The 25,872-nt window shown below is 65.6% G+C and carries 25 protein-coding genes; 8 read left to right on the top strand and 17 right to left on the bottom strand.

Features of this window, described 5'->3' with window-relative positions:
- Positions 1-23 precede the first annotated feature (23 nt).
- Entirely contained in the window at positions 24-1,439 is a 1,416-nt protein-coding gene (gene glgA, locus ACVWYQ_RS36000; protein ID WP_271545533.1) for a glycogen synthase GlgA, read from the top strand.
- A 306-nt stretch (positions 1,440-1,745) separates the two neighbouring features.
- Here the strand turns inward: glgA and ACVWYQ_RS35995 are convergent, their stop codons facing one another.
- The 3 genes from ACVWYQ_RS35995 to ACVWYQ_RS35985 all read right to left on the bottom strand — a co-directional run bounded on the left by ACVWYQ_RS35995 (position 1,746) and on the right by ACVWYQ_RS35985 (position 4,816).
- Positions 1,746-2,696, bottom strand: a complete 951-nt coding sequence (locus tag ACVWYQ_RS35995; RefSeq protein ID WP_456727044.1) for an oxygenase MpaB family protein — start codon at positions 2,694-2,696, stop codon at positions 1,746-1,748.
- A 91-nt stretch (positions 2,697-2,787) separates the two neighbouring features.
- A complete protein-coding gene (locus ACVWYQ_RS35990; RefSeq protein ID WP_456727043.1) occupies positions 2,788-3,933 on the bottom strand; it encodes a patatin-like phospholipase family protein in 1,146 nt (381 codons plus the stop codon).
- A gap of 58 nt (positions 3,934-3,991) precedes the next feature.
- Positions 3,992-4,816 (bottom strand): 3-hydroxybutyrate dehydrogenase, encoded by an 825-nt coding sequence (locus ACVWYQ_RS35985; RefSeq protein WP_456727042.1) that lies wholly within the window; start codon positions 4,814-4,816, stop codon positions 3,992-3,994.
- Positions 4,817-4,996: 180 nt separating this feature from the next.
- Between ACVWYQ_RS35985 and ACVWYQ_RS35980 the strand changes: the two genes are divergently transcribed.
- A complete protein-coding gene (locus ACVWYQ_RS35980) occupies positions 4,997-5,884 on the top strand; it encodes a LysR family transcriptional regulator (RefSeq protein WP_456727041.1) in 888 nt (295 codons plus the stop codon).
- 9 nt (positions 5,885-5,893) lie between these two features.
- On the opposite strand, the gene ACVWYQ_RS35975 is transcribed toward ACVWYQ_RS35980, so the two are convergent.
- On the bottom strand, positions 5,894-6,610 hold the full coding sequence (locus ACVWYQ_RS35975) for a peroxiredoxin-like family protein (protein ID WP_404652768.1): 717 nt from the start codon (positions 6,608-6,610) through the stop codon (positions 5,894-5,896).
- Between the two features lie 272 nt (positions 6,611-6,882).
- On the opposite strand from ACVWYQ_RS35975, the gene ACVWYQ_RS35970 reads away from it, so the two are divergent.
- Both ACVWYQ_RS35970 and ACVWYQ_RS35965 read left to right on the top strand, forming a co-directional pair.
- The gene (locus ACVWYQ_RS35970; RefSeq protein ID WP_404652770.1) at positions 6,883-7,362 is read left to right on the top strand and encodes a cupin domain-containing protein; all 480 of its coding nucleotides are present in this window, start codon (positions 6,883-6,885) and stop codon (positions 7,360-7,362) included.
- A gap of 107 nt (positions 7,363-7,469) precedes the next feature.
- The gene (locus ACVWYQ_RS35965; RefSeq protein ID WP_271545545.1) at positions 7,470-8,672 is read left to right on the top strand and encodes an MFS transporter; all 1,203 of its coding nucleotides are present in this window, start codon (positions 7,470-7,472) and stop codon (positions 8,670-8,672) included.
- On the opposite strand, the gene ccoS is transcribed toward ACVWYQ_RS35965, so the two are convergent.
- From ccoS to ACVWYQ_RS35915, 10 genes are all read right to left on the bottom strand, one after another.
- Positions 8,669-8,836, bottom strand: a complete 168-nt coding sequence (gene ccoS, locus ACVWYQ_RS35960) for a cbb3-type cytochrome oxidase assembly protein CcoS (RefSeq protein ID WP_008550618.1) — start codon at positions 8,834-8,836, stop codon at positions 8,669-8,671. The genes ACVWYQ_RS35965 and ccoS overlap by 4 nt on opposite strands.
- Entirely contained in the window at positions 8,836-11,025 is a 2,190-nt protein-coding gene (locus ACVWYQ_RS35955; RefSeq protein ID WP_456727040.1) for a cation-translocating P-type ATPase, read from the bottom strand. Before ACVWYQ_RS35955 ends, ccoS begins: the two co-directional genes overlap by 1 nt.
- Before the next feature lie 11 nt (positions 11,026-11,036).
- The gene (locus tag ACVWYQ_RS35950; RefSeq protein ID WP_271545549.1) at positions 11,037-11,522 is read right to left on the bottom strand and encodes a FixH family protein; all 486 of its coding nucleotides are present in this window, start codon (positions 11,520-11,522) and stop codon (positions 11,037-11,039) included.
- A gap of 15 nt (positions 11,523-11,537) precedes the next feature.
- Positions 11,538-13,004, bottom strand: a complete 1,467-nt coding sequence (ccoG, locus tag ACVWYQ_RS35945; protein WP_404652778.1) for a cytochrome c oxidase accessory protein CcoG — start codon at positions 13,002-13,004, stop codon at positions 11,538-11,540.
- A 110-nt stretch (positions 13,005-13,114) separates the two neighbouring features.
- Positions 13,115-13,990 carry a cytochrome-c oxidase, cbb3-type subunit III gene (ccoP, locus tag ACVWYQ_RS35940; protein WP_271545553.1) on the bottom strand — a complete coding sequence of 292 codons (876 nt, stop codon included), beginning with the start codon at positions 13,988-13,990 and terminating at the stop codon, positions 13,115-13,117.
- A 6-nt stretch (positions 13,991-13,996) separates the two neighbouring features.
- Entirely contained in the window at positions 13,997-14,161 is a 165-nt protein-coding gene (locus ACVWYQ_RS35935) for a cbb3-type cytochrome oxidase subunit 3 (protein WP_025034779.1), read from the bottom strand.
- Between the two features lie 13 nt (positions 14,162-14,174).
- Positions 14,175-14,909: a cytochrome-c oxidase, cbb3-type subunit II gene (gene ccoO, locus ACVWYQ_RS35930; protein WP_271545556.1), complete on the bottom strand. Its 735-nt coding sequence runs from the start codon at positions 14,907-14,909 to the stop codon at positions 14,175-14,177.
- A gap of 12 nt (positions 14,910-14,921) precedes the next feature.
- Positions 14,922-16,571, bottom strand: a complete 1,650-nt coding sequence (gene ccoN, locus ACVWYQ_RS35925) for a cytochrome-c oxidase, cbb3-type subunit I (protein ID WP_456727039.1) — start codon at positions 16,569-16,571, stop codon at positions 14,922-14,924.
- 197 nt (positions 16,572-16,768) lie between these two features.
- On the bottom strand, positions 16,769-17,194 hold the full coding sequence (locus tag ACVWYQ_RS35920; protein WP_271545560.1) for a CBS domain-containing protein: 426 nt from the start codon (positions 17,192-17,194) through the stop codon (positions 16,769-16,771).
- Between the two features lie 41 nt (positions 17,195-17,235).
- Positions 17,236-18,069, bottom strand: a complete 834-nt coding sequence (locus ACVWYQ_RS35915) for a universal stress protein (RefSeq protein WP_456727038.1) — start codon at positions 18,067-18,069, stop codon at positions 17,236-17,238.
- Positions 18,070-18,289: 220 nt separating this feature from the next.
- On the opposite strand from ACVWYQ_RS35915, the gene fixL reads away from it, so the two are divergent.
- The 4 genes from fixL (at position 18,290) to ACVWYQ_RS35895 (ending at position 21,690) form a co-directional block, all read left to right on the top strand.
- A complete protein-coding gene (gene fixL / locus ACVWYQ_RS35910) occupies positions 18,290-19,807 on the top strand; it encodes a sensor protein FixL (RefSeq protein ID WP_404542794.1) in 1,518 nt (505 codons plus the stop codon).
- A 3-nt stretch (positions 19,808-19,810) separates the two neighbouring features.
- Complete coding sequence (gene fixJ, locus ACVWYQ_RS35905) at positions 19,811-20,428, top strand: response regulator FixJ (protein ID WP_157280953.1); 618 nt, start codon at positions 19,811-19,813, stop codon at positions 20,426-20,428.
- Positions 20,429-20,471: 43 nt separating this feature from the next.
- Complete coding sequence (locus ACVWYQ_RS35900; protein ID WP_271545567.1) at positions 20,472-20,888, top strand: response regulator transcription factor; 417 nt, start codon at positions 20,472-20,474, stop codon at positions 20,886-20,888.
- A gap of 103 nt (positions 20,889-20,991) precedes the next feature.
- Positions 20,992-21,690 (top strand): helix-turn-helix domain-containing protein, encoded by a 699-nt coding sequence (locus ACVWYQ_RS35895; RefSeq protein WP_198399623.1) that lies wholly within the window; start codon positions 20,992-20,994, stop codon positions 21,688-21,690.
- Positions 21,691-21,732: 42 nt separating this feature from the next.
- On the opposite strand, the gene ACVWYQ_RS35890 is transcribed toward ACVWYQ_RS35895, so the two are convergent.
- Genes ACVWYQ_RS35890 through ACVWYQ_RS35880 form a run of 3 tightly spaced genes read right to left on the bottom strand, consistent with a single transcriptional unit; the run spans position 21,733 to position 25,814 of the window.
- Entirely contained in the window at positions 21,733-23,046 is a 1,314-nt protein-coding gene (locus tag ACVWYQ_RS35890; protein ID WP_275496725.1) for an MFS transporter, read from the bottom strand.
- Positions 23,047-23,069: 23 nt separating this feature from the next.
- Positions 23,070-23,591: a PRC-barrel domain-containing protein gene (locus tag ACVWYQ_RS35885; RefSeq protein WP_271545572.1), complete on the bottom strand. Its 522-nt coding sequence runs from the start codon at positions 23,589-23,591 to the stop codon at positions 23,070-23,072.
- Positions 23,592-23,609: 18 nt separating this feature from the next.
- Positions 23,610-25,814 (bottom strand): amylo-alpha-1,6-glucosidase, encoded by a 2,205-nt coding sequence (locus ACVWYQ_RS35880; RefSeq protein ID WP_271545574.1) that lies wholly within the window; start codon positions 25,812-25,814, stop codon positions 23,610-23,612.
- Positions 25,815-25,872 lie beyond the last annotated feature (58 nt).

The raw sequence follows: 25,872 nt of genomic DNA, 5'->3' as shown, positions 1-25,872 counted from the left end.
GGATCGGAAAAGGGCGGCTGTTCTTGAGGGTCTTGTTCGTCACCACTGAGATGGACGACTTCGTTCGCGTCGGCGGACTGGGCGCCGTTTCCGCCGCCCTTCCCCGCGCACTTCGCTCCTTCGCCGATATCCGGATCATGCTGCCCGGCTATCGCGACATCATCGAGCAACTCACCCATATCCAGATCGTTGGCCGCTGTCCGGCATTCGCGGAGATGCCGGCCTGCTCGCTTGGCCGTGCCGCGACCAAGGACGGGCTGCCGGTCTATGTGCTGTTGTGCTCGCAGCTCTACGACCGGCCCGGCAACCCCTATGGCGACGAGCTCGGGCGCGATTGGCCCGACAACGACATCCGCTTCGCGCGCTTCGCCTCGGCCGCGGCTGAGCTCGCCATGGGCAAGCTGGACAAGAATTGGGCAGCAGACCTGATCCATGCCAACGACTGGCAGGCCTCGCTCGTGCCGGCCTACCTGGCCTGGCAGGGCGCCAAGCTCCCATCCATCCTGACCATCCATAACCTCGCCTATCAGGGCCTCTTCCCGAAGGACTCGCTGCGGCGGATCGGCGCACCGGAGAGCTCCTTCCACATCGACGGCGTCGAGTTCTACGACCAGGTCTCCTTCCTCAAGGCGGGCCTCGTCTACGCCTCCCACCTCACCACGGTGAGCGGCACCTATGCGCGGGAGATCACCACGGCCGAATTCGGCTGTGGCCTGGAGGGCCTGCTCCGCCTGCGCTCGGACGCCGCCGAGCTCACCGGCATCCTCAACGGCATCGACGAGAGCTGGGACCCGCGCTCCTGCGCCCAGCTCGCCCAGCAATTCGGTGCCGGCGACTGGGTCGGCAAGAAGGCCAATGCGGATTACGTCCGCAAGCAGTTCGGGCTGGCGGTCTCGCGCGGACCGATGTTCGGCATCGTCGCGCGCCTCGTGCACCAGAAGGGCATCGACCTCGTTCTGTCAGCGGCGGACGAGATCGTCGACGCCGGCGGGCAGATCGTGGTCACCGGCTCCGGCGAGCCGGCGCTCGAGCAGGCCTTGATCGACGCGCACCGCCGCCGCCCCGACGCGATCGGGGTTGCGATCGGCTTCAACGACGCCCAGGCGCGGCGCATCTTTGCCGGCAGCGACTTCACCCTGATGCCGTCGCGGTTCGAGCCGTGCGGGCTCAGCCAGATGTACGCGCAGCGCTTCGGCTCGCTGCCGATCGGTCACCAGACCGGCGGCCTCGCCGAGACCATCAGCGACGGCGAGACCGGATTCCTGTTCTCGAAGCCCTCGCGCGAGTCCTTCCTCGGCGGCGTGCGGCGCGCCTTCTCGGCCTTCATGGCCCACGACCAGCTCGACACCATGCGCCGCAGCGCCATGGGGCGCTCGTTCTCCTGGAGCGTCTCGGCCGGCAGCTACAGCGCGCTGTACCGCAAGCTGGCATCGGTGTGAGGATGAGGCGCCCCGAGGAGCGTACTCATTCTCCGTCATTGCGAGGAGCGAAGCGACGAAGCAATCCAGAATCCCTCAGCGGTGACAGTCTGGATTGCTTCGCTGCGCTCGCAATGACGATGCGGAGAAACTCGCGCGCCCCACTCCGCTCTCGTGCCCCGGACGCAGCGCAGCGCGTCGCCCTTGCGACGTGGTGCGCTGCTGAGCCGGGGCCCACGCTGCACAGGAGTTCGTGGCCTCTGGGTCCCGGCTCTGCGCCGCAACGCTCATGCGTTGCGGCTTGTCCGGGACACGAGCGATCGGCCGTCACCCCTTCCCGCGCACATCCATCTGCGGACGGCCGATCCAGGCGCGATTAAGACACCGCGTCATCCAATCAGGCTGCGCTTCGCCCCGCAGCCGCGCCTGCGCTTCCTGGTAGGGACCGACATAGCGCAGCCGGCCAGGCAATTTCGGATAGACGAGCCTGATCCATCGCAGCGCGTTGTCGGCAGATCGGATCCCGCGCTCGTCGAGCTCAAAGCCGAAGCCCGCGCGCAAGCGCTCGGGCAGCATGCTCGCGGTGAGCGCGCAATACCAGCGCGGCGGCCGCAGCCACGGGCGCGCGCCGCTGAATATCTGCGCGGCGATCTCGCGCGCCGCAGGGCCAACGGTTAGCGTCTCCGACTGCGCCATTGCCTTGGTGTAGGCGACGAAGCCGGACCAGTCCGCCGGCAAATCATCCCCCTTCAATCCGAAGAGGGCGCCGTACAGCCTGGCCTCGCTCCAATAGCGATCGCGCTCCTCCGCCGAGAGTGGCGGCAGCACCAGATCATGTGCCATGAGCGCGGTCTCGACCAGCGTGGCGTGGACCCAGCGTAGCGCGGGGATGTCGTTGGCGCAGTAGCGCGAACCGGCCGCGAACGGCCCCACGGTCTCGGGCATCTCGCCGACGATCATGCTGTGACGCCGATGCAGCTGCCGGGATGACAGCAGCGCCCGGTCCAGCGAGCCGAACACCATCGTAAAGACGATGTCGAAGGTGCGATGGAAGCGGCCGATCGGATCGGCAAGGGTGCGCGAATGCTCGGCGATCGCCGCCGCCACCCAGGGATGGGCCAGTTGCAGCAGCAGCGCACGGCCGGCGCCGAGAAAGAGCACGGCCTCCCGGTCGATCTGCCAGGTCAGTGAGGCCGGACCGAACACGCCCGCGACCGGTCCCGCCGCGTTGACACGCAGCGTAACGAGCGACTCCTCCAGATCTTTCTCAGCGACCAATTGCAAGCCTCGCGACGAAGATACGGCGACCATACTCCGGACCGCGCGCCTGCGAAATCGTCGTCGTGCAAAGCAATGACGAACAGGACCCTCATTCCGCTGCCATCGGCATCTCGTCCATATGCTCGTGCAGCACGACGCCGGCGAGCGGATCGAATTCGCCGATCCAGGGCTTGCGCGCCAGCACCGATTTCGTGTGCGCATAGCCGGCATGCCAGCGCCGCGTGATCCCGGACGGACTGAAGTCGATATCCTTGGTATGGGTCTCGTGCTCGAGCTGCGGCGCCAGCAGACGCACCACATGCATGCGGGTCGGGCAGCCGTAGCTCGTCAGCTCCCTCACCGCGGGATCGTTGCGCTCGCTCTCGGCCAGCCGCGCCGCAAGCTGGTTGATGACATGGCGCAGACGATGGGCCTGCTGCTGTCGCACGATCTGGCTGGCGATGCGGCTGGAATATTGCACGTCCTTGTGCCGGTTCAGCACCTCCGCCATCGTGGTCGGCTCCGGCCCGACCGGATTCCACAGATGCACGGAGAAGATCAGCGAGTTCCTGCGCGGATTGTCGTCGAACACAGCTTCGGTCGGCGTGTTCGACAGGATGCCGCCGTCCCAATAGAGCTCGCCGTCGATGCGCACGGCGGGGAAAGCCGGCGGCAGCGCGCCCGAGGCCATCACATGCTTCACCGTCAGCTCGCCGTCGCGGCTGTCGAAATAGCGCATTTCGCTGGTGCCGACATGAGCCGCACCGACCGTCAGACGCGGCGCGCAACGGTTGGCGAGATCAAAATCGACGAGCTCGCTCAGCGTCTTCTCCAGCGGCGCGGTCGAATAATAGCCGGCGTGATCGGCGCCCAGCGGATAGGAATCGCCGGCATGGGCCAGCGGATTGGGCCGGAAGAAACCGGCAATGCCGTGGGTCACGGTCGACCAATAGGCCAGCTTCTCGTTGAAGCCGGGAAACGCGGTGCGCCAGTTCCAGACCGGCTGCTGCTCCATCCGCTTCCAGAACTCACGCAAGCGCGCGAGGCGGTGCTCGGGCGCGTTGCCGGCGATGAGGCTCGCATTGATGGCGCCGATCGACGTGCCGATGATCCAGTCCGGCTCGATGCCGGCTTCGTGCAAGGCCTGGTAGACCCCGGCCTGGTACGAGCCGAGCGCGCCGCCGCCCTGAAGCACGAGCACGACCTGACCCGGCAGGTCGTGCTGCTTATGCTGAGAATTGTCCTGCGTGCCCATGTCTCGCTCCTGGTGAGCTTGCACCGTTGGAACATTCGACTTGCTGCGCCGGCCCATGTCAATGCGCGGTCCAACCGCCGTCGACCGGCAGCGCAACGCCGGTGATCGAGGCCGCCACATCCGTCGACAGGAACACCGCGAGTGCGCCGAGCTCCTCGACCGTAACAAAGCGCTTGTTCGGCTGTTGCGCCAGCAGCACGTCGCGGATCACCTGATCGCGGGAGATGCCATGGGCCTTGGCCTGGCCGTCGATCTGCGCCTCGACCAGCGGCGTATGGACATAACCAGGGCAGATCGCGTTGCAGGTGATGCCCTGCTCCGCCGTCTCCAGCGCCGTCACCTTGGTGAGGCCGACGATGCCATGCTTGGCGGTGACATAGGCTGCCTTGAACGGCGAACCGACCAGGCCGTGCGTGGAGGCAATGTTGATGATCCGGCCGAAACCGTTCTGCCGCATTGCGGGCAACGCGAGCCGCGTGGCGTGGAAGGCCGAGGACAGGTTGATCGCGAGGATCTGGTCCCACTTCTCGACCGGAAACTGGTCGAGCGGCGCGACATGCTGGATGCCAGCGTTGTTGACCAGGATGTCCAGCCGGCCGGATTGGGCCACCGTCGCCGCGATCATCTCGGCGATCGATTTCGGCCTCGTCATGTCCGCCGGCGAATAGCTGGCCTTGACGCCGAACTCGGCGGCGATCTGTTCGCGCGTCCGGCCGATCTCGCTGGCGACGCCAAGGCCGTTGAGCGCGATGTCGGCGCCAGAGGCAGCGAGTGCCCGTGCGATGCCGAGACCGATGCCGCTGGTCGACCCGGTGACGAGCGCCACCTTGCCGGCCAGCACGCGTGACGAAGCGGACGTCTGCGTCTTGATGGGGATATTCATGGTCCAGACCTCTTCTCGGCGCAACACCGCGCCAGGCTGGAGCGAAATCTGCGGGATCTCCTGGACTTGGGGAAATGCCGGTTGGCTTCCGAGTCCATACATCCGCGCTATCGCAGGCGGGATGTCATTTCCCGCCCTGATCGGCTAGATTTCCGGTCGATTTTCGCTGGGGGCCGATCCATGGAAATGCACCAAGTCCGCTATTTCCTCGCGGTGGCGCAGCTCTTGAACTTCACGCGCGCGGCCGAGGAGTGCAACGTCACGCAGCCGTCGCTGACGCGCGCAATCAAGCAGCTCGAGGCCGAGCTTGGCGGCGATTTGTTCCGCCGCGAGCGGCCCGCCGCGCAATTGACCGAGCTCGGCCAGCGCATGCATCCGCTCCTGAAGCAGTGCTATGACGCGGCCGTTGGCGCGCGCTCGCTGGCCTCCTCGTTTCGGAGCGGAGAGATCGGTGCGCTCCGCATCGCGCTGACGCATTCGATCGACCTCGCTTTGCTGATTCCGCATCTCAACGAGATCAAGCGGCAGTTCAACCGGCTCGAATTCCGCTTCCTGCGCGGCTCGAGCCGGGAGGTCGGGGACTTCCTGAAGAAGGGCGAAGCCGAGCTCGGCATCGCAGCCGAGATCGACGAGGCTTGGGACCGGCTGGATGTCTGGCCGCTGTTCACCGAGAGCTTAGAGCTCGTCGTCGGCGACGGGCACCGGCTGGCCGGACGCAGCTCGGTCGAGATGGACGATCTGCGATCGGAGCTGCTGCTGAGCCGAACCTTCTGCGAGCACGCGCGTCGCATCTCCGCGAGCCTGCGCGAGCACGGCATCGACATCGAACAGGGTCATGAGGTCTCGAACGAGCGCGACTTGATCGAGCTGGTCGAGGCCGAGATGGGCATCGCCATGGTGCCGCACACCTCGCCAGTGCCGGAGCGGTTGACCCGCGCCGCGGTCACGGGGCTGGACGCCCGCCGCACCGTCAATCTCTATGGGGTCGCCGGCCGGCAACGCACCGCCGTGGGCAACGCGGTGATGCGCATGCTGCGCGGCGCCGACTGGCGCGAGATCGCGGGGTAGCGCCGCCGATCAATTCTCCCGGCTCGCGCGCTCCAGCGCTTCGATCAAATCGTCGATCTCCATGCGCTTGCGGAAATCCGGATCGACGAAGCGGGCTTTCACAATGCCGTCGCGTCCGACCACGAACACCGCCGGGATCGGCAGCATCCAGCCGTCATTGCCGTGGAATTTCGCCATGTCCTGATAGGACAGCAATTGCTGAATCTCGGCGCCGAGCCAGATCGCGAGGTTGAGCGACAGCGCATAGCCGTTGTCGAGATCCGTCAGGATCGGAAACGGCGCACCGGATTCAGCCTTGAGCTGTCCGGTATATTCCTGCGTCTCCGGCACGATCGCGACGACCTGCGCCCCCATCGCCTTGATGCGGTCCAGCGCCTGGACCACGGCGCGGACATTGAGCCGGCAATAGGGACACCAATGGCCGCGGAAGAACATCACCGCGACGGGGCCGCCCTCCAGCAGCGAGGGCAGCGACACGAGACGCACACCCTCGTCGGGCAGCATGAACGGCGGCATCGGATCGCCCGGCCGCGGCGCGGTCTCGCCGCCGCCGTTGTCGCTCAATCGCGCGACCAGGCGATCGACCGCCTCGCCATAGGCCGGAAAGACCTCGCGGCTGGCATCGGCATAGGCGCGAAGCTGTTCGTTCAGCGTGCTGTCCATGTCGCGGCAGCGCTGGAACGCGAGCCTGAGCTGTTCGGCATCGGCTGGCGAGAGAGACGTCATCTTCCTGCTCCGGCTTCCTTGCGGGCGAATATTAGTTTCCCGGTTTGCCCGCCCGCAAGGGGCGACCGCAATCGGGCGTGCTGGCATCGGACGCCGGATGCTGCGAAAGCGGAAATGCCGATGCCCAATCGGTTCGATAGCTGCCGCCTATCGGCATAGCGTCGGGCTATCGCATCGAAAGCAAGCCGGCATTTCAAGATGAAGAGCGTCTCGACGAAGCTCCTGCCACACCCGCGACCATCAGGGGTCGCGGCCAGCAGAGGAGACCTTCCATGTCCAGGCATCTCACATTTCCGCGGGCGGTGTGGACAGGCGTCGCCGTTCTCGGCGCCCTGACGTTTGCGACGCCGGTCCTCGCCGGCGAATGTCCGGCCGGCAAGACCAAGCCGAATGCGCAGCCGATGGTCGACTACAAGCCGGTCGGCGTCACCGACGTGACGCTCGGCACGATCGATCTCGGCAAGCAGCCCGCCCGTATCGAGGGCCGCGAGCTGCGCTTCCGCAAGCTGACCATCGCACCCGGCGGCATCGTGCCCTGGCACAGCCATGACGACCGTCCTGCCCTGATCTTCGTGCAGCAGGGCGAGATCGTCGAATACGCCTCCAACTGCGTCGACCCGATCGTGCACAAGGCCGGCGACATCCGCCCCGAAGTCCACGGCACCTCGCACTGGTGGAAGAACCTCGGCAAGGAGACCGTCATTCTCTATGTCGGCGACGTCCGTAGGGATCCTAACGATAATCATATGTGACGGCCTTTGATGTCCGTCATTCCGGGGCGCGAAGCGAACCCGGAATCTCGAGAGTCCGGGTCTGGTGATCGCGCACCAGCCCGGAATGACAGAAGGGAATGCACGCCATGACCGATCTTTCCGCGTCGATCAAACCGACCGCGATCACGATGGATGCGCAATCCCCTGGCCTCGCGCTTCGCTCGCTCGTGATTGGCCTCACCGCCTTCCTGACCGTCGTCGATCTGTTCGCCACGCAGGCGATCCTGCCCTCGCTGACACGGCACTACGGCGTCACACCCGCGGCAATGGGTTTTGCCGTCAATGCCAGCACCTTCGGCATGGCCGCAGCCAGCCTCGTGGTCGGTTTCTTGAGTCCGCGTATCGAACGGCGAACCGGCATCCTGCTGAGCCTCGTCCTGCTTGCGGTCCCCACCAGCCTGCTTGCCGTCGCGCCCAATCTTGCCGTCTTTACCGCCCTACGGGTCGCGCAGGGCCTGTGCATGGCGTCCGCCTTCGCGCTCACCCTCGCCTATCTCGGCGAGCAATGCAGCGCCATGGACGCCGGCGGCGCGTTTGCCGCCTATATCACCGGCAATGTCGCGAGCAACCTCGTCGGCCGGCTGATCTCGGCCGCAATTGCCGACGGGTTCGGCCTCGCCTGGAATTTCTATCTGTTCGCAGCGCTCAATCTGGCCGGCGCGGCGCTGGTCTATTTCACGATTCGACGCGTGCGGCCGATGCATGCGACGATGCCGGCGGCGTCGCCGCTTGCCGCCACCATCGCGCACTGGCGCAATCCGCAGCTGCGCGCCGCGTTCGGCATCGGCTTCTGCATCCTGTTCGCCTTCATCGGCACCTTCACCTACGTCAATTTCGTGCTGGTGCGGCCGCCGCTGTCGCTCGGCATGATGGATCTCGGCCTCGTCTATTTCGTGTTCCTGCCCTCTATCGTCACGACGCTTCTCGCCGGCAAGGTGACTGTACGGCTGGGAACAAGGCCCACGATCTGGAGCGCGCTCGCTGTCGCCGGACTCGGCCTGCCCTTGATGCTGTCGCCGCGTCTGGGCGAAGTGCTCGCCGGCATGGTCCTGGTCGGGGTCGGCACATTCTTCGCACAGGCCGCCGCGACGAGTTTCGTCGGACAGGCCGCAGCCGACAATCGCGGCATCGCCAGCGGGAGCTATCTTGCGTGTTACTTCTGCGGCGGACTGGTCGGCACCGCCGTGCTCGGGCGCCTGTTCGACGCTTTCGGATGGCAGGCGTGCATATTCGGCGTGGGCGCGGCGCTCGCGGCCGCAGCCCTGCTTACATCCGCCCTGAAACGCTAGCGCTTGGCCGGCGCTTCCTGCGGCGGCTCGTCATCGGCGATGGCGCGCCAGGCGGCGCCGTCGAGATCGTCGTACTGGCCGCTTCTGAGCGACCACAGGAAAGCCACGAGCCCGGCACCTCCGAGCATCAAGGCCAGCGGGACCAGGATGACCAGGATCTCCATTACACGATCTCCCGCGAGGCGCTGCGGGCGCGCAGCGAGTTCAGCATCACCAGGATCGACGATCCGCTCATGGCGGCAGCGGCGATCAGGGGCGTCACGACGCCGCTGATCGCAACCGGCACCGCGAGCACATTGTAGCCGACCGCAAGCCAGAGGTTCTGCCGCATCAAATGCAGCGCCTTGCGCGAAGCGTCGATGGCGGCAACCACCGGCGCCAGCGGCCGGCCGAGGAAGACGAGATCGGCGGTGGCCTGGCTGAGATGCGCGGCCGAGATCGGCGACATCGAGACATGGGCTGCCGCGAGCGAGGGCGCATCGTTCACGCCGTCGCCGACCATCAGCACTTTCGCGCCGCTCCGTTTCAATTCTTCAATCCGCTCAATCTTGTCGGCTGGGGTGACGCCGGCGCGCCATTCGGGAATGCCGAGCGCATGTGCCGCCGCCGTCACTGCAGGCTCTCGATCGCCGGACAAGATTTCGATGCCGATGTTGCGCTCCTTCAGCGCTGCGATAACAACCTGCGCATCGGGGCGCAGACCCTGGCGAACCGTGAGGACGAACCTTTCGCTCCCCTTGCTGAACGCGACGATGGAGGCTTCGGGATCGACCATGAGGCCGCCGATCAGCGCCTCTGCGTCGCAGAAAGAGGGGCGACCAAGGCGAATCTCAACGCCGTCGACGGTGGCACGGACGCCCTGCCCGGCCTCCTCCACCGCACTCAGGATCGGAGATTTCGCACCGGCTGCCTGCGCAACCGCAGCCGCGACCGGATGATGGCTCGAGAGTGCGAGCCGGCCGGCGAGCTCGAAGATTTCGGCGGGGATGTCGGCGGCATTCATGACTTCGAGCTCGGGCAGCGTCAGCGTGCCGGTCTTGTCGAAGATGACATGATCGGCTTCGGCCAGCCGCTCGATCGCATCGCCCGCATTGAGCAGCACACCCGCCCTAAACATCGCACCCGAAGCCACCGTCTGCACCGTCGGGATTGCGAGCCCGAGCGCGCAGGGACAGGTGATGATCAGCACGGCGACGCCGGTCACGATCGCATCGTGCCAGCTCGCACCGGCGATGACCCAGCCGAGAATTGTCAGGAGCGCGGTCGCATGCACCACCGGCGCATAGAGCCGCGACGCCCTATCGGCGAGGCGCATGTAGCGCGAACGCGCCTGGAGCGCGTTGTCGAGCAACCGCGTGATCTCGGCGAGCAGCGTCGCCTCGGAGGCGGCCGAGACCCGCACCCGCAAGCTGCCGGAGATGTTCATCGATCCCGCATAGACCGGCGTACCCTGCTCGGCCGTGACGTAGAGCGTCTCGCCGGTAATCAGGCTCTGGTCGATCTCGGAACGCCCTTCGATCACGGTGCCGTCGACCGCGCAGCGCTCGCCCGGCCGGAGCAGCACGATGTCGCCGGGATGGATCGCCGCAACCGGCACCTGCGAGATCTCGTCGCGCCCGATGAACTTCGCCGCCGTCTCCGCCTTCAGCGCGGCGAGATTGCCGGCGACCGCGCGGGTCCGCCGCCGCATGTTCTGGTCGAGGAAGCGCCCGACCAGGAGGAAGGTCAGCAGCATGATCGCCGCATCGAAATAGGCATGCTCGGCGTGGTGGATGGTCTCGACCACGGACATGCCGAGCGCCAGGATCACGCCGATCGAGATCGGCACGTCCATGTTGGTGGTCTTGGCCGACAGCGCGCGCCAGGCCGAGTGGAAGAACGGCTGGCCGGCATAGGCTGCCGCCGGCAGCGCGATCAGCGCCGACAGCCAGTGGAAGAAATCGCGCTGCTCCGGCAGCATGTCCGAGGCGTTGCCCGACCATACCGGGATCGACAGCATCATCACGTTCATGGTGGCGAAGGCCGCAACGCCGAGGCAGCGCAGCAGGAAGCGGGATTCGGCGACCTCGGCCACCTCCGCGCTCTCGGTCTCGAACGGATAGGCCTTGTAGCCGAGTTCCTCGAGGCGGTCGATGAAGCGGCCGGGGTCGAGCGTGCCCGCCTTCCATTCCAGCGCAACGCGGCGGTCGGTGAGGTTGACGCGGGCCAGCGTGACGTCGGGGATGGCCGAGAGCCCGCGCTCGATCTTGGCCATGCAGCCGGCGCAGTGGACGCCCTCGACGGCGAGATCGATGTGCCGGAGGCCCTCGCCCGCATCGCGGACATAGTGAGAGAAATCGCGCGTGACCTGCATGACGGAATCCTTCAGTTCAGGATCACGCGGTTGCGCGACATGAACACGCGCGTCCCCCGCGCCTCGCCCTCGATCACCAGATCCCATTGGCCCGGCGCGACGGACGCCGCATTGCCGCGATAGAGGCCGATGCCGGATTCGCTGAGCTCGACGGCGAGGTCGGAGCGCTTGTCGGTCGGCCGCTCCAGCCGGCCACCGAACTTCAGCCCGGAGATCGGCTGGCCGCCAGCATCGCGGGCTTCGACCTGGACCGAAGCGCCGCCGTCGTTGCGGCGCTCGACATGGGCGTTGACCTTCCACTTCCGCGCCGCCTGGTCCTGCGCCGCCGAGATCTCGCGATCGTAGACGAGGCCCGCGGCATAGGGGCTGTCGACGTCGGTGCCGGGCAGCGTCGCGATCGCGAGCTTCATCATGGTCGCGTTGACGCCGATCACGAGACCGAAAAAGGCGACCAGCATCAGGAAGACTTTGGTTCCGGTCAGCGGCTTGGATGACATGACGGTCTCCTGGATTTACGGCGCGACGAAATTGTCGGTGGCGCTCGCGGCGACGCCGAGCCCGATGTCCATGACGTGGAAGCGGACCGGAATCGACTTCTCCGGATTGTTTTCGGCCGGCGCGGTGACCAGCAGCCGCAGCTCGCTGGTCGCATCGCGCGGGATCACAATGATCGGACGGTCCGGCGTGACCGAATCGACGCCGACGACGTGCATCGTTGGGTTCACGGGCCCCTCGACGTCGATGGCGATGGCGCGGTCGTAGCCGCTCTTGTTCAGGAGCCGGACCGTATAGGCGTTGCGGATCGAGCCGTCGCTGAGCTTGACCGCGACCGGATTGCGGTCGTGCAGCACGTTGACGTCGAGCAGGCTGCGGGTCGCCAGCGTGTAGACCATGAAGCCGCCGATGGCCGCGATGATCGCACTATAGACGACGGTGCGAGGCCGCACGATCCGATAGATCGGCGCCTTGCCTTCCTGGCGGCGGTGGATGTTGATGTCGTTGTCGTAGCCGATCAGCCGCTTCGGCCGACCGATCTTCGTCATCACGTTGTCGCACGCGTCGATGCAGAGCCCGCACTGGATGCATTCCATCTGCGGTCCGTTGCGGATGTCGATGCCGGTCGGGCAGACCGCGACGCACTGGTAGCAGTCGACGCAATCGCCGACCTGCTGGCCGAGCGCGCGCAGCTCGGCGGCCTTCTTCACCGAGGTGCGCTTCTCGCCGCGGTCGTAGCGATAGGTGACGTTGAGCGCCCATTCGTCAGTGAGCGCGGCCTGGATGCGTGGCCACGGGCACATATAGGTGCAGACCTGCTCGCGCATGAAGCCGGCGAGCAGATAGGTCGTCGCGGTGAGGATCCCGATCCAGATATAGGCGATCATCGGCGCCTGGAAGGTGATGAGTTCCTTCACCAGGGTCGGCGCGTCGTTGAAGTAGAGCACCCAGGCGCCGCCGGTCCACCAGGCGATCATGAGCCAGATCGAGTGCTTGAGCACGATCTCGGAGATGCGCTCCAGCTTCATCGGATCGGACGATTTGTCCTTCTTCATCCGTTCGCGCCGGTCGCCCTCGATCAGACGCTCGACGGCGTAGAACAGGTCGGTCCACACCGTCTGCGGACAGAGATAGCCGCACCAGATCCGGCCGCCGATGGAGTTCATCAGGAACAGCGCCACCGCGGCGACGATCAACAGACCGGTGAAGTAATAGACCTCCTGCGGCCACAGCTCGATGAAGAAGAAATAGAAGCGGCTGTTGGGAAGATCGATCAGCACCGCCTGGCTCGGCGCGCCGAGACCGCGATTCCAACGTACGAAGGGCAGGAGATAATAGACGCCGAGGCAGAATGCCATCAGGCCCCATTTGATGCGGCGGAAAGTACCGGAGACGCTCTGGGGATAGACCTTCTTGCGGGCCGCGTAGAGTGGCCCGTAATCATCGTCCGATGTGAGGTCTTTCGGGTTCACGGTCTTGTTCATCGCCAAATCTTTTCAAGAGGTGCGATTAAACCTAGACCCGACATCGCCGCGTCAGTTGATCCAGCGCAAACGGGGGCGCTTTTGTTGCCCCCCGTTTGGTGCCTATTCTGCTATTTTCCGCCGCCCAGCGAGTGGACGTAGACCGCCATCGCCTTGATGGTGGCGGGATCGAGCCGGCCTTCCCAGGCCGGCATCACGCCGGCGCGGCCTTGGGCGATGGTCTCGACCAAGCTCGCCTCCTCGGAACCGTAGAGCCAGATCTTGTCGGTCAGATCAGGTGCGCCCATCTCCTGGTTGCCCTTGCCGGCGTCGCCATGGCAGGCGGCGCAATTCTCCGCGAAGATCTTCTGGCCCTTGGCGGCGTCATAGCCGTTGCGGGTCGAAAGGCCCGACAGCGACCGCACGTAATTGGCGGCGGTGACGATCTCGTCCGACTTCAACACGCCATCCTTGCCGAAGGCGAGCATCTGCCCCTCATGGGTCTTGGCATGGCCCGACCGCACGCCGAACTGGATAGTCTGCATGATCTGGTCGAGCGAGCCGCCCCACAGCCATTCGTCGTCGTTCAGGTTGGGATAGCCCTTGGACCCCGTCGCACCCGTGCCGTGGCACGGCGCGCAATTGTCGCCGAACACCGTCTTGCCCTTGGCGCGCGCAAGCGCGAGCAGAGCCGGATCCTTCTGGATGTCGGTGAGCGAGGCCGTGCCCAGCGCCGCCATCTTGTCACCCCGGATCTTCTCGAGGTTGGCGAGCTCGACCGCGACGTCGGCGCGCGAGGAATAGCCGAACAGGCCGGTGGTGTTGCTTTGGATCAGCGGCCAGGCCGGATAGACGATCCAGTAGCCGATCGACCAGAGGATGGTGAGATAAAAGCTGATCACCCACCACCGCGGCAGCGGCGTGTTGAGCTCCTTGATGCCGTCCCACTCGTGTCCGGTCGTGGACTTGCCGGAGACGGAATCGATGTCGCTAGAATGATCGGTCATGGTTTCTCACTCCTCCCGCAAGGGCAGGTGCGCTGCCTTGTCGAACGCAGCCTTGTTACGGGGCCAAAATGCGTAGGCGATGATCGCGAGAAAGATCGCGACGAACACCGGTGTCCAGATCGTGGTCACGAGGTCGGACGCAAGATTATGGACGGTCAGGATGGCTTTCATCGTTCATGCCTTCTCAGCGAAGATTGGCTTTCTCGTTGTAGATCTTGAAGTCGACCAGCGTGCCCAGCATCTGCAGGTACGCAACCAGCGCGTCCATCTCGGTCGGCGTGCCGGTCTTGCCGTCGAAATTGCGCACAACGGCCTTGGCGTAGCGCTTGGTGAATGCGTCGGTGCCGGCATTGTCCGGATCGGCCTGGGCCTTCAGGTCGGCGGCGGCATTGGCGAGTTGCTCGTCGCTATAGGGCACCCCTACGGTCCTGAGCGCGCGCATGTCGCCGGCGATCGCATCCGGGTCGATCTCGGCCTTGCCGAGGAACGGATAGCCGGGCATCACGGACTGCGGCACGATCGCGCGCGGGTTGGCCAGATGGGTGACGTGCCATTCGTCGGAATATTTGGCGCCGACGCGGGCGAGGTCCGGGCCGGTGCGCTTGGAGCCCCACTGGAACGGGTGATCGTACATGCTCTCGGCCGCGAGCGAGAAGTGGCCGTAGCGCTCGACCTCGTCGCGCAGGGGGCGAACCATCTGCGAGTGGCAGAGATAGCAGCCCTCGCGGACATAGACGTTGCGCCCCGCCAGCTCGAGCGGCGTGTAGGGCCTGACCCCATCGACCTTCTCGATCGTACTCTTGAGGTAGAACAGCGGGGTGATCTCGACGAGACCACCGACCGCGACCACCAGCAGGATGCCGACAATCAGGATGATCGAGTTCTTTTCGAAGATTTGGTGACGTGTCCAGAACGACATTGCTTGAGCTCCTCACTCCGCCGGCTGAAGGGCGACGGGCATCTGGACTTCCTGCTCGCCGACGCGAACCGTCATCCAGAGATTGTAGGCCATGATCAGCGAGCCGATCAGGAACAGGCCGCCGCCTGCGGCGCGGATGATGTAGAAGGGATGCATGGCCTCGACGGTCTCGATGAAGGAATATTCGAGGAAGCCGAGCGAGGTGTAGGCGCGCCACATCAGGCCTTGCAGGATGCCGGAGACCCACATCGCCGAGATGTAGAGAACGATGCCGAGCGTGGCGACCCAGAAGTGCCAGTTGACGAGCTTGAGGCTGTAGAGGCCCTTGCGATTCCAGGCCCACGGCGCCAAGCAGTACAGCGCGCCGAAGGAGACGAAGCCGACCCAGCCGAGCGCGCCGGAATGCACGTGGCCGATGGTCCAGTCGGTGTAGTGGCTGAGCGAGTTGACCACCTTGATCGACATCATCGGGCCTTCGAAGGTCGACATGCCGTAGAAGGCGACGGAGACGACGAGCATGCGCAGCACGGGATCGGTGCGCAGCTTGTCCCAGGCCCCCGACAGCGTCATCAGGCCGTTGATCATGCCGCCCCAGGAGGGCATCCACAGCATGATCGAGAAGGTCATGCCGAGCGTCTGCGTCCAGTCCGGCAGCGCCGTGTAGTGCAGATGGTGGGGACCGGCCCAGATGTAGAGGAAGATCAGCGCCCAGAAGTGGATGATCGACAACCGGTAGGAATAGATCGGCCGCTCGGCGCGCTTCGGAATGAAGTAGTACATGATGGCGAGGAAGCCGGCGGTCAGGAAGAAGCCGACCGCGTTGTGGCCGTACCACCACTGGAACATGGCGTCCTGGATGCCGCCCCAGGCGACGTAGGACTTCGAGCCGAACACCGAAACGGGCAGCGCCGGGTTGTTGCCGAGATGCAGCACCGCGATCGTCACGATGAAAGCGAGATAGAACCAGTTCGCGACGAAGATGTGCGGCTCCTTGCGCTTGAAGATGGTGGCAAGGAAGACAAGCAGATAGACGACCCAGACGATGGTCAGCCACAGATCGGCGTACCATTCCGGCTCGGCATATTCCTTTGACTGGGTGACGCCGAGCAGATAGCCGGTGCCGGCGATCAGGATGAAGAAGTTGTAGCCGAGCACGACGAACCACGGCGCGAGGTCGCCGGCAAGGCGCGCGCGGCAGGACTTCTGCACCACGTAGAACGAGGTCGCGATCAACACGTTGCCGCCGAAGGCGAAGATCACGGCGGAGGTGTGCAGCGGACGCAGGCGGCCGAAGCTGATCCAGGGCAGATCGAAGTTCAGCGCGGGCCAGGCCAGCTGCGAGGCGATGATGAGGCCGACGAGGAATCCGGCAATGCCCCAGAACATCGCCATGAAGGCCGAGAACTTGATCGGCCCCATGCTGTAGTTCGGGCGGCCGTTGATCTCCTGGGCCGGCAGCGCCGCCGGCCGCTCGAAGTAGCGGTTGACGATGAAGAACACCGCAGCGAGGCTGGCCGCCGCGCTGAGCGCGGCGTGGAACGCGAAGGGCGCATCGAGCGCCTTGGCCGAGGCGATCACGCAGAGGAAAGCGGTGACTGCGAATACGACAGCCAAGCCGCTTTCACCGATGGTCATGGATTTTGAGATGGAGGGCTGGCTCATGCGGATTCTCTCTGAAAGAACACGCTGCCATAAACCACATCCACCCTCGCGGCGAATTGATTGAAATCAAGCTGGATGGATTTCTGTTAATGTGAGCCGATGTGCCGCCAGCTGAGGTGCCTTCCTTCCCCGCGCGCAGGGCCATCGCACGCAGACACATCCGTGAAATCACGGATTGGAACCAAAGGATCCAGTCCTCACTCCCGCGCCGTCGCCTTGAGCGCCGCGATGACGTCCTCGCGCGCGATGATGCCGACCAGCTTCTGTGTGCCGTCGAGCACGATGATGCTCCTGATGCGATGCTCCACCATGATCTGGAGCACGCGTGTCAGCCGCGTGTCGGGGCTGACGTAGATGAACTCGGGCGTCATCACGTCGCCGATCTTGCGGCTCATCAGGTCGTCGTAGCGCGGCAACATCTGGCTCGGCGTGAAGGCGAAGCACTTCAGGATGTCGAACTTGGTGACGATGCCGACCACCTGCCCGTCGTCTTCGACCGGATAGGAATTGAAATCGTCGGTCTCGAACATCTCGCTGAGCTGGAACAAGTCGAGGCCGCGCTGCACCGTCTTGACGTTGCGCGTCATGTAGCCGTCGACGGTCTGTTCAAGAAATTGGTACACGGCGCGTCCTCCTCGATTTCCTCAAACTGGCCGGCCGATGGTCAGTGCGACAGCAGCACGCTGCGGACGGTTTGCGTCACCAGATATTGGGTGACGCCTCCGAGGATCAGTTCGCGAAATCTCGAATGACCATAGGCGCCCGCGACGATCAGGCCCGCGCCGGTGTCGCCGGCGACTTTCTCCAACCGCGCGGCAGCGGTTTCGTTTCCTGCGGCCTCGAGGACCCGCGCAGTCGCGGTGATGCCGTGGCGGCCGAGCCAGGCGGCAACGTCGCTGACACCGGCCATCACGGCCGAACGGTCGTCGCCCCGCTCCGGGATTTCCACGATGGTGACGTCCTTCGCCTTGTGCAGCATCGGCAGCGCGCCCGCCACCGCCCGCCGCGCTTCCGGCGTGTCCTTCCACGCCACCAGCACGCTGCGCAGGTCGAGCCAGTTGGCCCGGTCGGGAACGACGAGCAACGGGCGGCCGGCCTGCATCACCAGGTCCTTGGGGCTCGCCAGCGAGAAAGCATCGGAGAAGGCCGGGCTCTGCCCACCACTAACGACGATGTCGGCGCAACGCGCCTGCGCCGTGACGAAGCGGGCCGGATAATCCATCGCGCTGCGCCACTCCGCATGCCCACCGCGATTTTTCATGGCCGCCCGGAATTGCGCTTCGAGCCCGGCCAGCCGCCGCCTGATCGAAGCTTCGCCCTCGTCGATCAGCGCTTGCGCTTCTGCGCCGTCGGTGAAATAGAGCGGCGGGGCGAACTGCGCCGCAGCGACCCCGACGATGGCGGCCTCGAATCGTTCGGCGAGCTCGCCAGCGACCTGAAGACGCGCTTCGTTGGGCTGATCGAGCGCCAGGCTGACCATGACGGTCGCGTATGTCATCGGGGATCTCCAGCATTACAGAATTTCTTTCGAATCCTAGACCTGTTGCCACGCAACAGGCTGAGATAGATCAAATCCGACGCCTCTGGTGGCCCGCTCTCCCGGCAATGGGGAATTCGCCAGCGGATTCAACGTCCGCGCTTGCCTCAGGCCAAGCCTTGGGCGACATTCCCGGAGCGGTAAAGGCGTCCTGCCGACCCGCCGAGAAGAGGAGCAGAGCTTGGCGCCGACCCGCGTAACCCATCAGGCAGACGATGGTCGGGGCGAGCATTTCCGAGTCCGCATCGAGGGATTCGGCGTCGGCACCTGGGACCTCGACCTGCAGACCCGCGAACTCGAATGGTCGGACATGGCCAGGCGGCTGTTTGGCCTGCAGCCGGACCAGGAGGTGAGCTACGATCTCTTTCTGTCGCTCTTGCAGCCGGGCGATCGGGACCACCTCCTGAAGGCGATCGAGCGCACGTCGGAAGGCGGCGGGGGTCTCGACCTGTCCTTCAAGATCGGGGGCGCATCCGGGAAGGGTCAATGGATCCGGGCCAGGGCCGGCGTGATCCGCGACGATGCGGGCACGCCGCGTCACCTCAGCGGGATATTCCTCGACATCAACGAGGAGAAGCAGCTCGAGGAAGCCCTGCGATCCCAAGAGAATCATCTTCGCTCGATTCTCGAAACCGTGCCCGATGCCATGATCGTCATCGATTCACGCGGCATCATGCAGCTCTTCAGCAGCGCCGCGGAGCGGCTGTTCGGCTACAGCAGGCAGGAAGCGATCGGCCGAAACGTGAGCATTCTCATGCCGGAACCCGATCAGTCGCGTCACGACAGCTATCTCGCGCGCTATCTCAGGACCAATGATGCGCACATCATCGGCATCGGCCGCATCGTGACCGGCAAACGCCGCGACGGCACGACGTTCCCGATGCACCTGTCCGTCGGGAAGACGCAACGCGCGGGCGAGCCCTATTTCACCGGCTTCGTGCGCGACCTCACCGAGCACCAGCAGACCCAGGCGCGGCTCCAGGAGCTGCAATCCGAGCTCGTGCACGTGTCGCGGCTGACCGCGATGGGCGAGATGGCTTCCGCGCTCGCCCACGAGCTCAACCAGCCGCTGGCGGCGATCAGCAATTACATGAAGGGATCGCGGCGCCTCCTCGCCGGCAGCACCGATCCCAACATGCCGAAGGTCGAAAGCGCGCTGGACCGGGCGGCGGAGCAGGCACAGCGCGCCGGCCAGATCATCCGCCGCCTGCGCGACTTCGTCTCCCGCGGCGAGTCCGAGAAGCGGGTCGAGAGCCTGTCCAAGCTGATCGAGGAAGCCGGCGCGCTCGGGCTCGCCGGCGCGCGCGAGCAGAACGTGCAGCTCCGCTTCAGCCTCGATCCGGACGCCGACCTCGTTCTCGCCGACCGGGTGCAGATTCAGCAGGTGCTGGTCAACCTGTTCCGCAACGCGCTCGAAGCGATGGCGCAGTCGCAGCGGCGCGAGCTCGTTGTCGCCAACATCCGTGTCACCGACGGCATGATCGAGGTGGAGGTCTCCGACACCGGCATCGGCTTCCGGGAAGACATCATTCCAAACCTGTTCCAGACCTTCTTCACCACCAAGGACACCGGCATGGGCGTGGGACTCTCCATCAGCCGCTCGATCATCGAGGCCCATGGCGGCCGCATGTGGGCCGAGAGCAACGCAGCGGGCGGAGCGACGTTCCGCTTCACCCTGCCGGCAACCGACGAGAGCTGATCCATGACGACCAAGGGACATGTTTACGTCATCGACGACGACGCGGCGATGCGGGACTCGCTGAACTTCCTGCTGGATTCCGCCGGCTTCGCCGTCACTTTGTTCGACGACGCGCTCGCCTTTCTCGAAGCCCTGCCCGGCCTCGGTTTCGGCTGCGTCATCTCCGACGTGCGCATGCCCGGCCTTGACGGCATCGAGCTCTTGAAGCGGATGAAGGCGCAGCAAAGCCCGTTCCCGATCCTGATCATGACCGGTCATGGCGACGTGCCGCTGGCAGTCGAGGCGATGAAGCTCGGGGCCGTCGACTTCCTGGAGAAGCCGTTCGACGATGACCGGCTCACCGCCATGATCGAGTCGGCGCTCCGCCAGGCCGAGCCCGCCGCCAGGAACGAGGCGCTCGCACAAGACATCGCCGCCCGCGTCGCATCCTTGAGCCCGCGGGAGCGCCAGGTCATGGAGGGGCTGGTCGCGGGCCTCTCCAACAAGCTGATCGCCCGCGAATACGACATCAGCCCGCGGACCATCGAGGTCTACCGGGCCAACGTCATGACCAAGATGCAGGCGAGCAGCCTTTCGGAACTGGTTCGCTTGGCGATGCGCGCAGGCATGCTCGAGGATTGAGGCAGGTCAAGGTGGCTTCACGGCGCCGTGCTAACCAGACAGCATGGTTGATGTCAGCCCACATCTTGCGCGGCCGTCGTCCTCCCCACAACCCACCATCTTTGTGGTCGACGATGATGCCGCAGTCCTCGGATCCCTGCGGTTCCTGCTGGAGACCGACGGCTTTTCCGTGCGGACCTTCAGGAGCGGCACGGCGCTGCTCAATCTCGGCGCCGCGCCCGGGCCGGACTGCTACGTCATCGACTACAAGATGCCCGACATCAACGGCATCGACCTGACCGGCCGGCTGCGCAAATCGCACCGCGACGCGCCGGTGATCCTGATCACCGGCTACCCCGACGAGAACATCTCGGCCAGGGCCGCGACAGCGGGCATCAAGGACGTGGTTTTGAAGCCGCTTCTCGACGAAAACCTGGTCAAATGCATCCGCCACGCCATCCAGGACCGCCCCGGGGCGTGACCTACGGGACTCTACGTAAGTAAACATCCCTAAGATAACGCGCGAAATTTCCGGATTGCGTGTTTCATCGTAGCAGTGCTCCATCACAACGGAGATGGCGCAGATGCTGACCCAGACGCTCAACACCCAGGCGATCAACACCCAAGTCGGTGGCAAGATTGCTCCTGCCCACCCCGTTACCGACCAGTTCGGCGCCATCGCGGGCCATGTCGGCCTGGTCGCCACCGAGTTCTCCTACAGCAAGGACGAGGAGATCTATGGCGAGGACGAGGCGGCCGAATATGTCTATCAGGTCGTTACCGGCGCGGTGCGCAGCTACAAGCTTCTCTCCGACGGCCGCCGCCAGATCGGCGCCTTCCATCTTCCCGGCGACGTGTTCGGCCTCGAATCCGGTCCCACTCACCGCCTCGCCGCTGAAGCCATCATCGACACCACCGTTCGCCTCGTGAAGCGCGCAAGCCTGGAAAAGGCCGCCGGCACCGACGTGCAGGTCGCCCGCAAGCTCTGGGCCATGACCGCCGGCGAGCTGCGCCATGCCGAGGACCACATGCTGCTGCTGGGCCGCAAGACTGCGATGGAGCGCGTCGCGACCTTCCTGCTCGAAATGGACCGCCGCCTCGCCGTCGCCGGCATGATGGCGCTGCCGATGTGCCGCCGCGACATCGGCGACTATCTCGGCCTCACCTTGGAGACCGTGTCGCGCGCGCTGTCGCAGCTTCACGCTCAGGGCATCCTCGGTTTCTCCGGTGCCCGCCAGATCGTGCTGCGCAACCGCCAGCGCCTGCACAATCTCGATGCCTGATCCCAATCTTCCTCCCCACCGACTTTGGCCGGCTGAATTCGTTCAGCCGGCCATTTCTTTGGTGGCGGTCAGACCCGTGCGCCGCGTCTCCGGCATCACAAACAGGATCAGCAGGAGTCCCGCTGCCGCAACGCCGGACAGCCCGATGAATGCGGTGGCATTGCCGAACTTGTCGCTGACATAGCCGCCAAGCACCGTGCTCAGCGACGCGCCGATGCCCGTCGCGGTGCCGACGATCCCCTGCGCCAGATTGAAATGCCCGCTGCCGAAGGCCACGTCGGCGACGATCAGCGGGATCATCACCGCGAAGACCGCCGCGGTGATGCCGTCGAACACCTGCACCAGCACCAACAGATACGGATCGCGAACGGTCGCAAACAACAGGCCGCGAATCGCCAGAGCACCGAATCCGATCAGCAGCAAGGGCCGCCGGCCCCACGCTTGCGCCTTGCGCCCGACCGTCGGCGACAGCAGCGCCACGATCGCTTGCGGAACGACGATGCAAAAGGCGACGAGCACGGTCGCCCATTGGCTCGATCGCGCCGTCACCGCGCTCGCCATCAGCGGCATCATCGCGGCATTCGCCAGCTGCAGCAGCAGCACGCTGAGCGCGAACACGATGAGAGGGCGCTGCCGGATCAGGTGCCAGATATTGGGGTCGCCGCGCTCGGCGGCTTCAGGCGGCAGCTCGCCGTGACAGCGCCTGATGTCGACCTCGTTCTCGCGGATGCGCGACAGAGCGATCAGGGTTGGAATCACGAGCAGGAAGGTGACCAGGAAGACCGAGCGGCTCGATAACAGGTAGCCCGCGGTGCCCATCACCGCCGCCGCGACGCCGTTCCCGAGCGAGGCGAAGCGCGCGTTGCGCCCGAGCCGCTCGCCGATCGCGAGCGGGCCGACGAGGCCGAGGCTGATCGCGGCGATCGCCGGCCCGAGCACGCAGCTCGCCATCGCATGCAGCGTGGCGGCGGTCACCACGACGGCGAAGATCGGCATCGCCGCATAGGCCAGCGCGCAGGCGCCGATGGTCGCGATCGCGAGGGCGGCGACGAGGCGCTCCGATTTCGCGGCATCGATGATCGCGCCGCCCGGCATCTGGCCAATCAGGGCGACGATGCCGCCGATCGACAGCACGAACCCGATCTCGACCTGGGTCCATTTCTGCGTCGTCAGATAGACCGCGATGAAGGGACCGAATCCGGTCTGCACGTCGGCGAGGAAGAAGATGAACCAGTCGAGGCCGCGGAGGCTCTGCCGCGACGGGGCCGGAATGCCCGCAGCCGCCGGCTCCACGACGTTGTCCTGCTCGACGACGCCGCCGCGATCTGCATGGTTCGGCTTCCTCGATAACAACACGGGCGGTCAGCCCTCCCTGCACCTCACTGGATCGCTTGCAGCGGCTGAAGGCTGCCGGACGCGCCGAGCACGACGATCGGCGTGTCCTCCTTGTATTCCGGTGCGGCCGCGACCTGCGCCTTGGTCAATTCCAGCGTGATGCTGTCCTTCTTGTTGGCGATCTTGCCGAAGCGCAGCGCGTTCCAGTCGACGACGATCTTGCGGCTGCCGACTCCGAGGAAGCCGCCGAAATCGATCGCCGCAGCGCGGACATGACCGGTGCGATCGACGATGACGTCGACGATGCGACCCATGTCCTCGCCGGCGGCGCTGCGAACGTCGCGGCCGAGAACACCGTGGGCCTCGCTCGCGCCGATGATGGTCACCGATGGCGGTGGCGCGGCGTCCTTGGGCGTGACGGGCACCGTGGAAGCCGGCGGTTGCACCGTTGCCGGTGCCTTTGCTTCGCTCGGGGATGCGGGCGGCTCCTCGGCCGCGCGCGATCCGGCGACCGTCAAGCCCGCGACGATCGCCACGCTCAGGATCAACCATCCGGTCGCACGCATGAACTCCTCCTCGCGCCTCTAGCGCGCCAGCACGATCGAGACCTGGATCTGACCGCGCGTGCGCAACACTTCCAGCGCCACGTCGTCGCCGTGACGGCTGACGCGAAGATCGACGCTGGATTCGCCGAGGCGCAGATCGTGCAGGATCACCTCGTTGAGGAACGCCGGCAGATGCGGGTTGCGCAGGCGAATTTCGCCCCGCGCCACGTCGAACTCGAGGCCGAGCGCCGCTTCCAGGAGCGTGAACGGCGTGGCGCTGGCCCAGGCCTGCGGTGCGCAGGCGACCGGGTAGAGCGTCGGCCCGCGCCGCTTCTCGCGCCGGAAGCCGCAGAACAATTCGGGCAACCGGCGCAGGTCCATGTAGGTCGCGGCATCGAACAGACCCTTGAAGACATGCGCCACCGAATGCTTGAGGCCGTAGCGCGCCAGGCCCAGCGCGATCAGCGCGTTGTCGTGCGGCCAGATCGATCCGTCATGATAGGACATCGGGTTGTAGCGCACCTCGCCTTGCGCGACGGTGCGGATGCCCCAGCCCGAGAAGAAATGCGGCCGCATCAGATCGGCGGCGACGAGACGCGCGCGGTCCTCGCGGACCATACCGCTGAACAGGACCTGCCCGGCATTCGAGGTCCTGACCTTGCAGGGCCGCTTCTTGCCGTCCAGCGCAAGCGCATAGGTGCCGAGCTCCTCGCACCAGAACGCCTGCTCGAAGCGCTCGGCGAGCGCCTTGGCTTCGGCCTCGAGCTTGCGAACGCGGTCCGGCTTGCCGAGCCGCAGCGCGCAACGCGCGGCGAGCTGCTTGGCGGCAAAGACGTAGCCCTGGACCTCCGCGAGCGCGATGTTGCCCTCGGCAAGCCGGCCGTCGGCATGGAAGATCGCGTCATAGGAATCCTTCCAGCCCTGGTTCGCCAGCCCCTTCTCGGTGGCACGCTGGTATTCGACGAAGCCGTCCTGATCGGGATCACCAGGACCGTCGATCCAGGCGAGCCCCGCCTCGATCGCGGGCCACAGCTCGATCAACGTGGCCTTGTCGCCGGTGCGCTCGAAATAGCTGCCTGCGAGCAGCACGAACAGCGCGGTCGAATCGACGCTGCCGTAATAATGCGCGAACGGCACTTCCCCGAGCGCGGCCATCTCGCCGCCGCGCATCTCGTGCAGGATCTTGCCGGGCGCGGCGTCCGCGAGCGGATCGACCGCCGCGGCCTGGAAATGCGCGAGCCGGCGCAGGACGCCCTTGGCAATGCGCGGATCGACCCAGAGCATCTGCAGCGCGGTGATGAGGCCGTCGCGCCCAAACGTCGTCGAGTACCAGGGAATGCCGGCATAGGGATAACGTCCCTGTGGCGTCTCGGTCATCAACATGTTGAGGTCGGCCATGGCCTGGCACAGCACCTCGTTGAAGATGTTGTTGGAGGTCTCGATGCTGGCCGCGCCAGCCGTCTGGTGCCGCATCTCGCGGCGGTGCGCCAGCAGGCCCGGGAAGAACCGCACCGGCTTTTCCGCGAGCGGCCGGTTGCAGGACACGGCGACGAACAGCGATTTGGCCTGGTGCGGCTCCAGGTCGAGCTCCCAGGTCGCGGCATCGACCGAGAGCCGCGTCGGGCGCGGATCGAAATGCAGCCCGGTGGTCCGCTCGGTGTCGTCCAGACCGCGATATTCGAACAGGACGTCGGTCGGTCCGAGCAGCCGGCTCGTTCCGATGCCGCGGCGCGGTCGCCGCTCGCCGCGGACCTCGAACAGATCGGCGAAGTCGTTGCCGAACAGCAGCGTCAAGTTGAAGCTGGTGCGCCCTTCGCCATGGTTCTGCACGCCGATGCGCTGATAGGCGGTGCCGCGCCACAGGAAGATCGTGCGCACGATGTGCAGCAGGTCCTTTTGCAGAACGAGGCTGCCCTGCCGGTAGATGTCCGGATTGGTGAGGTCGACGGTCAACGCCGAATTGTCGTCGCGCAGATTCGAGCCGAGCAGCAGCGGCTGGAGATCGTCGAGCACGAGCTCCAGCCGCGCAAGATAGCGCGTGTCATGATGGAACAGCCCGTCCGGCCCACCGGCGGACGCGCCGATGTCGCCATGGCTGTCGAGCACGATGAAGGTGTCGTCGTGCTTGAGCGAGCGCCGCGGCCGGGCCGAGGGCCCGGTCATCGGAATGTAGAAAGGCTGTTCCGCGACCTGTTCCGAGGTCCGCGTCACGGAGACGAACTGGGTTACGGCTTCTGCCGACATGAGCTGCTCCCCTGCGCTTGATTCGAAACGCGACCGACTCGAGAACGCGACTGTTGGT

It is taken from the genome of Bradyrhizobium sp. USDA 3397 (assembly GCF_054060965.1).
The sequence above is the reverse complement of the archived record's forward strand: the minus strand, read 5'-3'. Positions and strand labels throughout refer to the sequence as shown.

Coding starts and splice junctions, on each gene's coding strand:
- ACVWYQ_RS35980 (WP_456727041.1), top strand. CDS start 4,997: ATGGAAATGCACCAAGTCCGCTATTTCCTCGCGGTGGCGCAGCTCTTG.
- ACVWYQ_RS35880 (WP_271545574.1), bottom strand. CDS start 25,814: ATGTCGGCAGAAGCCGTAACCCAGTTCGTCTCCGTGACGCGGACCTCG.
- ACVWYQ_RS35895 (WP_198399623.1), top strand. CDS start 20,992: ATGCTGACCCAGACGCTCAACACCCAGGCGATCAACACCCAAGTCGGT.
- fixJ (WP_157280953.1), top strand. CDS start 19,811: ATGACGACCAAGGGACATGTTTACGTCATCGACGACGACGCGGCGATG.
- ACVWYQ_RS35915 (WP_456727038.1), bottom strand. CDS start 18,069: ATGACATACGCGACCGTCATGGTCAGCCTGGCGCTCGATCAGCCCAAC.
- ACVWYQ_RS35935 (WP_025034779.1), bottom strand. CDS start 14,161: ATGAAAGCCATCCTGACCGTCCATAATCTTGCGTCCGACCTCGTGACC.
- ACVWYQ_RS35970 (WP_404652770.1), top strand. CDS start 6,883: ATGTCCAGGCATCTCACATTTCCGCGGGCGGTGTGGACAGGCGTCGCC.
- ccoN (WP_456727039.1), bottom strand. CDS start 16,571: ATGAGCCAGCCCTCCATCTCAAAATCCATGACCATCGGTGAAAGCGGC.
- ACVWYQ_RS35965 (WP_271545545.1), top strand. CDS start 7,470: ATGACCGATCTTTCCGCGTCGATCAAACCGACCGCGATCACGATGGAT.
- ACVWYQ_RS35885 (WP_271545572.1), bottom strand. CDS start 23,591: ATGCGTGCGACCGGATGGTTGATCCTGAGCGTGGCGATCGTCGCGGGC.
- ccoS (WP_008550618.1), bottom strand. CDS start 8,836: ATGGAGATCCTGGTCATCCTGGTCCCGCTGGCCTTGATGCTCGGAGGT.
- ACVWYQ_RS35900 (WP_271545567.1), top strand. CDS start 20,472: ATGGTTGATGTCAGCCCACATCTTGCGCGGCCGTCGTCCTCCCCACAA.
- ACVWYQ_RS35950 (WP_271545549.1), bottom strand. CDS start 11,522: ATGTCATCCAAGCCGCTGACCGGAACCAAAGTCTTCCTGATGCTGGTC.
- ccoO (WP_271545556.1), bottom strand. CDS start 14,909: ATGTCGTTCTGGACACGTCACCAAATCTTCGAAAAGAACTCGATCATC.
- ACVWYQ_RS35985 (WP_456727042.1), bottom strand. CDS start 4,816: ATGAATATCCCCATCAAGACGCAGACGTCCGCTTCGTCACGCGTGCTG.
- ACVWYQ_RS35990 (WP_456727043.1), bottom strand. CDS start 3,933: ATGGGCACGCAGGACAATTCTCAGCATAAGCAGCACGACCTGCCGGGT.
- ACVWYQ_RS35955 (WP_456727040.1), bottom strand. CDS start 11,025: ATGCAGGTCACGCGCGATTTCTCTCACTATGTCCGCGATGCGGGCGAG.
- ccoP (WP_271545553.1), bottom strand. CDS start 13,990: ATGACCGATCATTCTAGCGACATCGATTCCGTCTCCGGCAAGTCCACG.
- ACVWYQ_RS35975 (WP_404652768.1), bottom strand. CDS start 6,610: ATGACGTCTCTCTCGCCAGCCGATGCCGAACAGCTCAGGCTCGCGTTC.
- ccoG (WP_404652778.1), bottom strand. CDS start 13,004: ATGAACAAGACCGTGAACCCGAAAGACCTCACATCGGACGATGATTAC.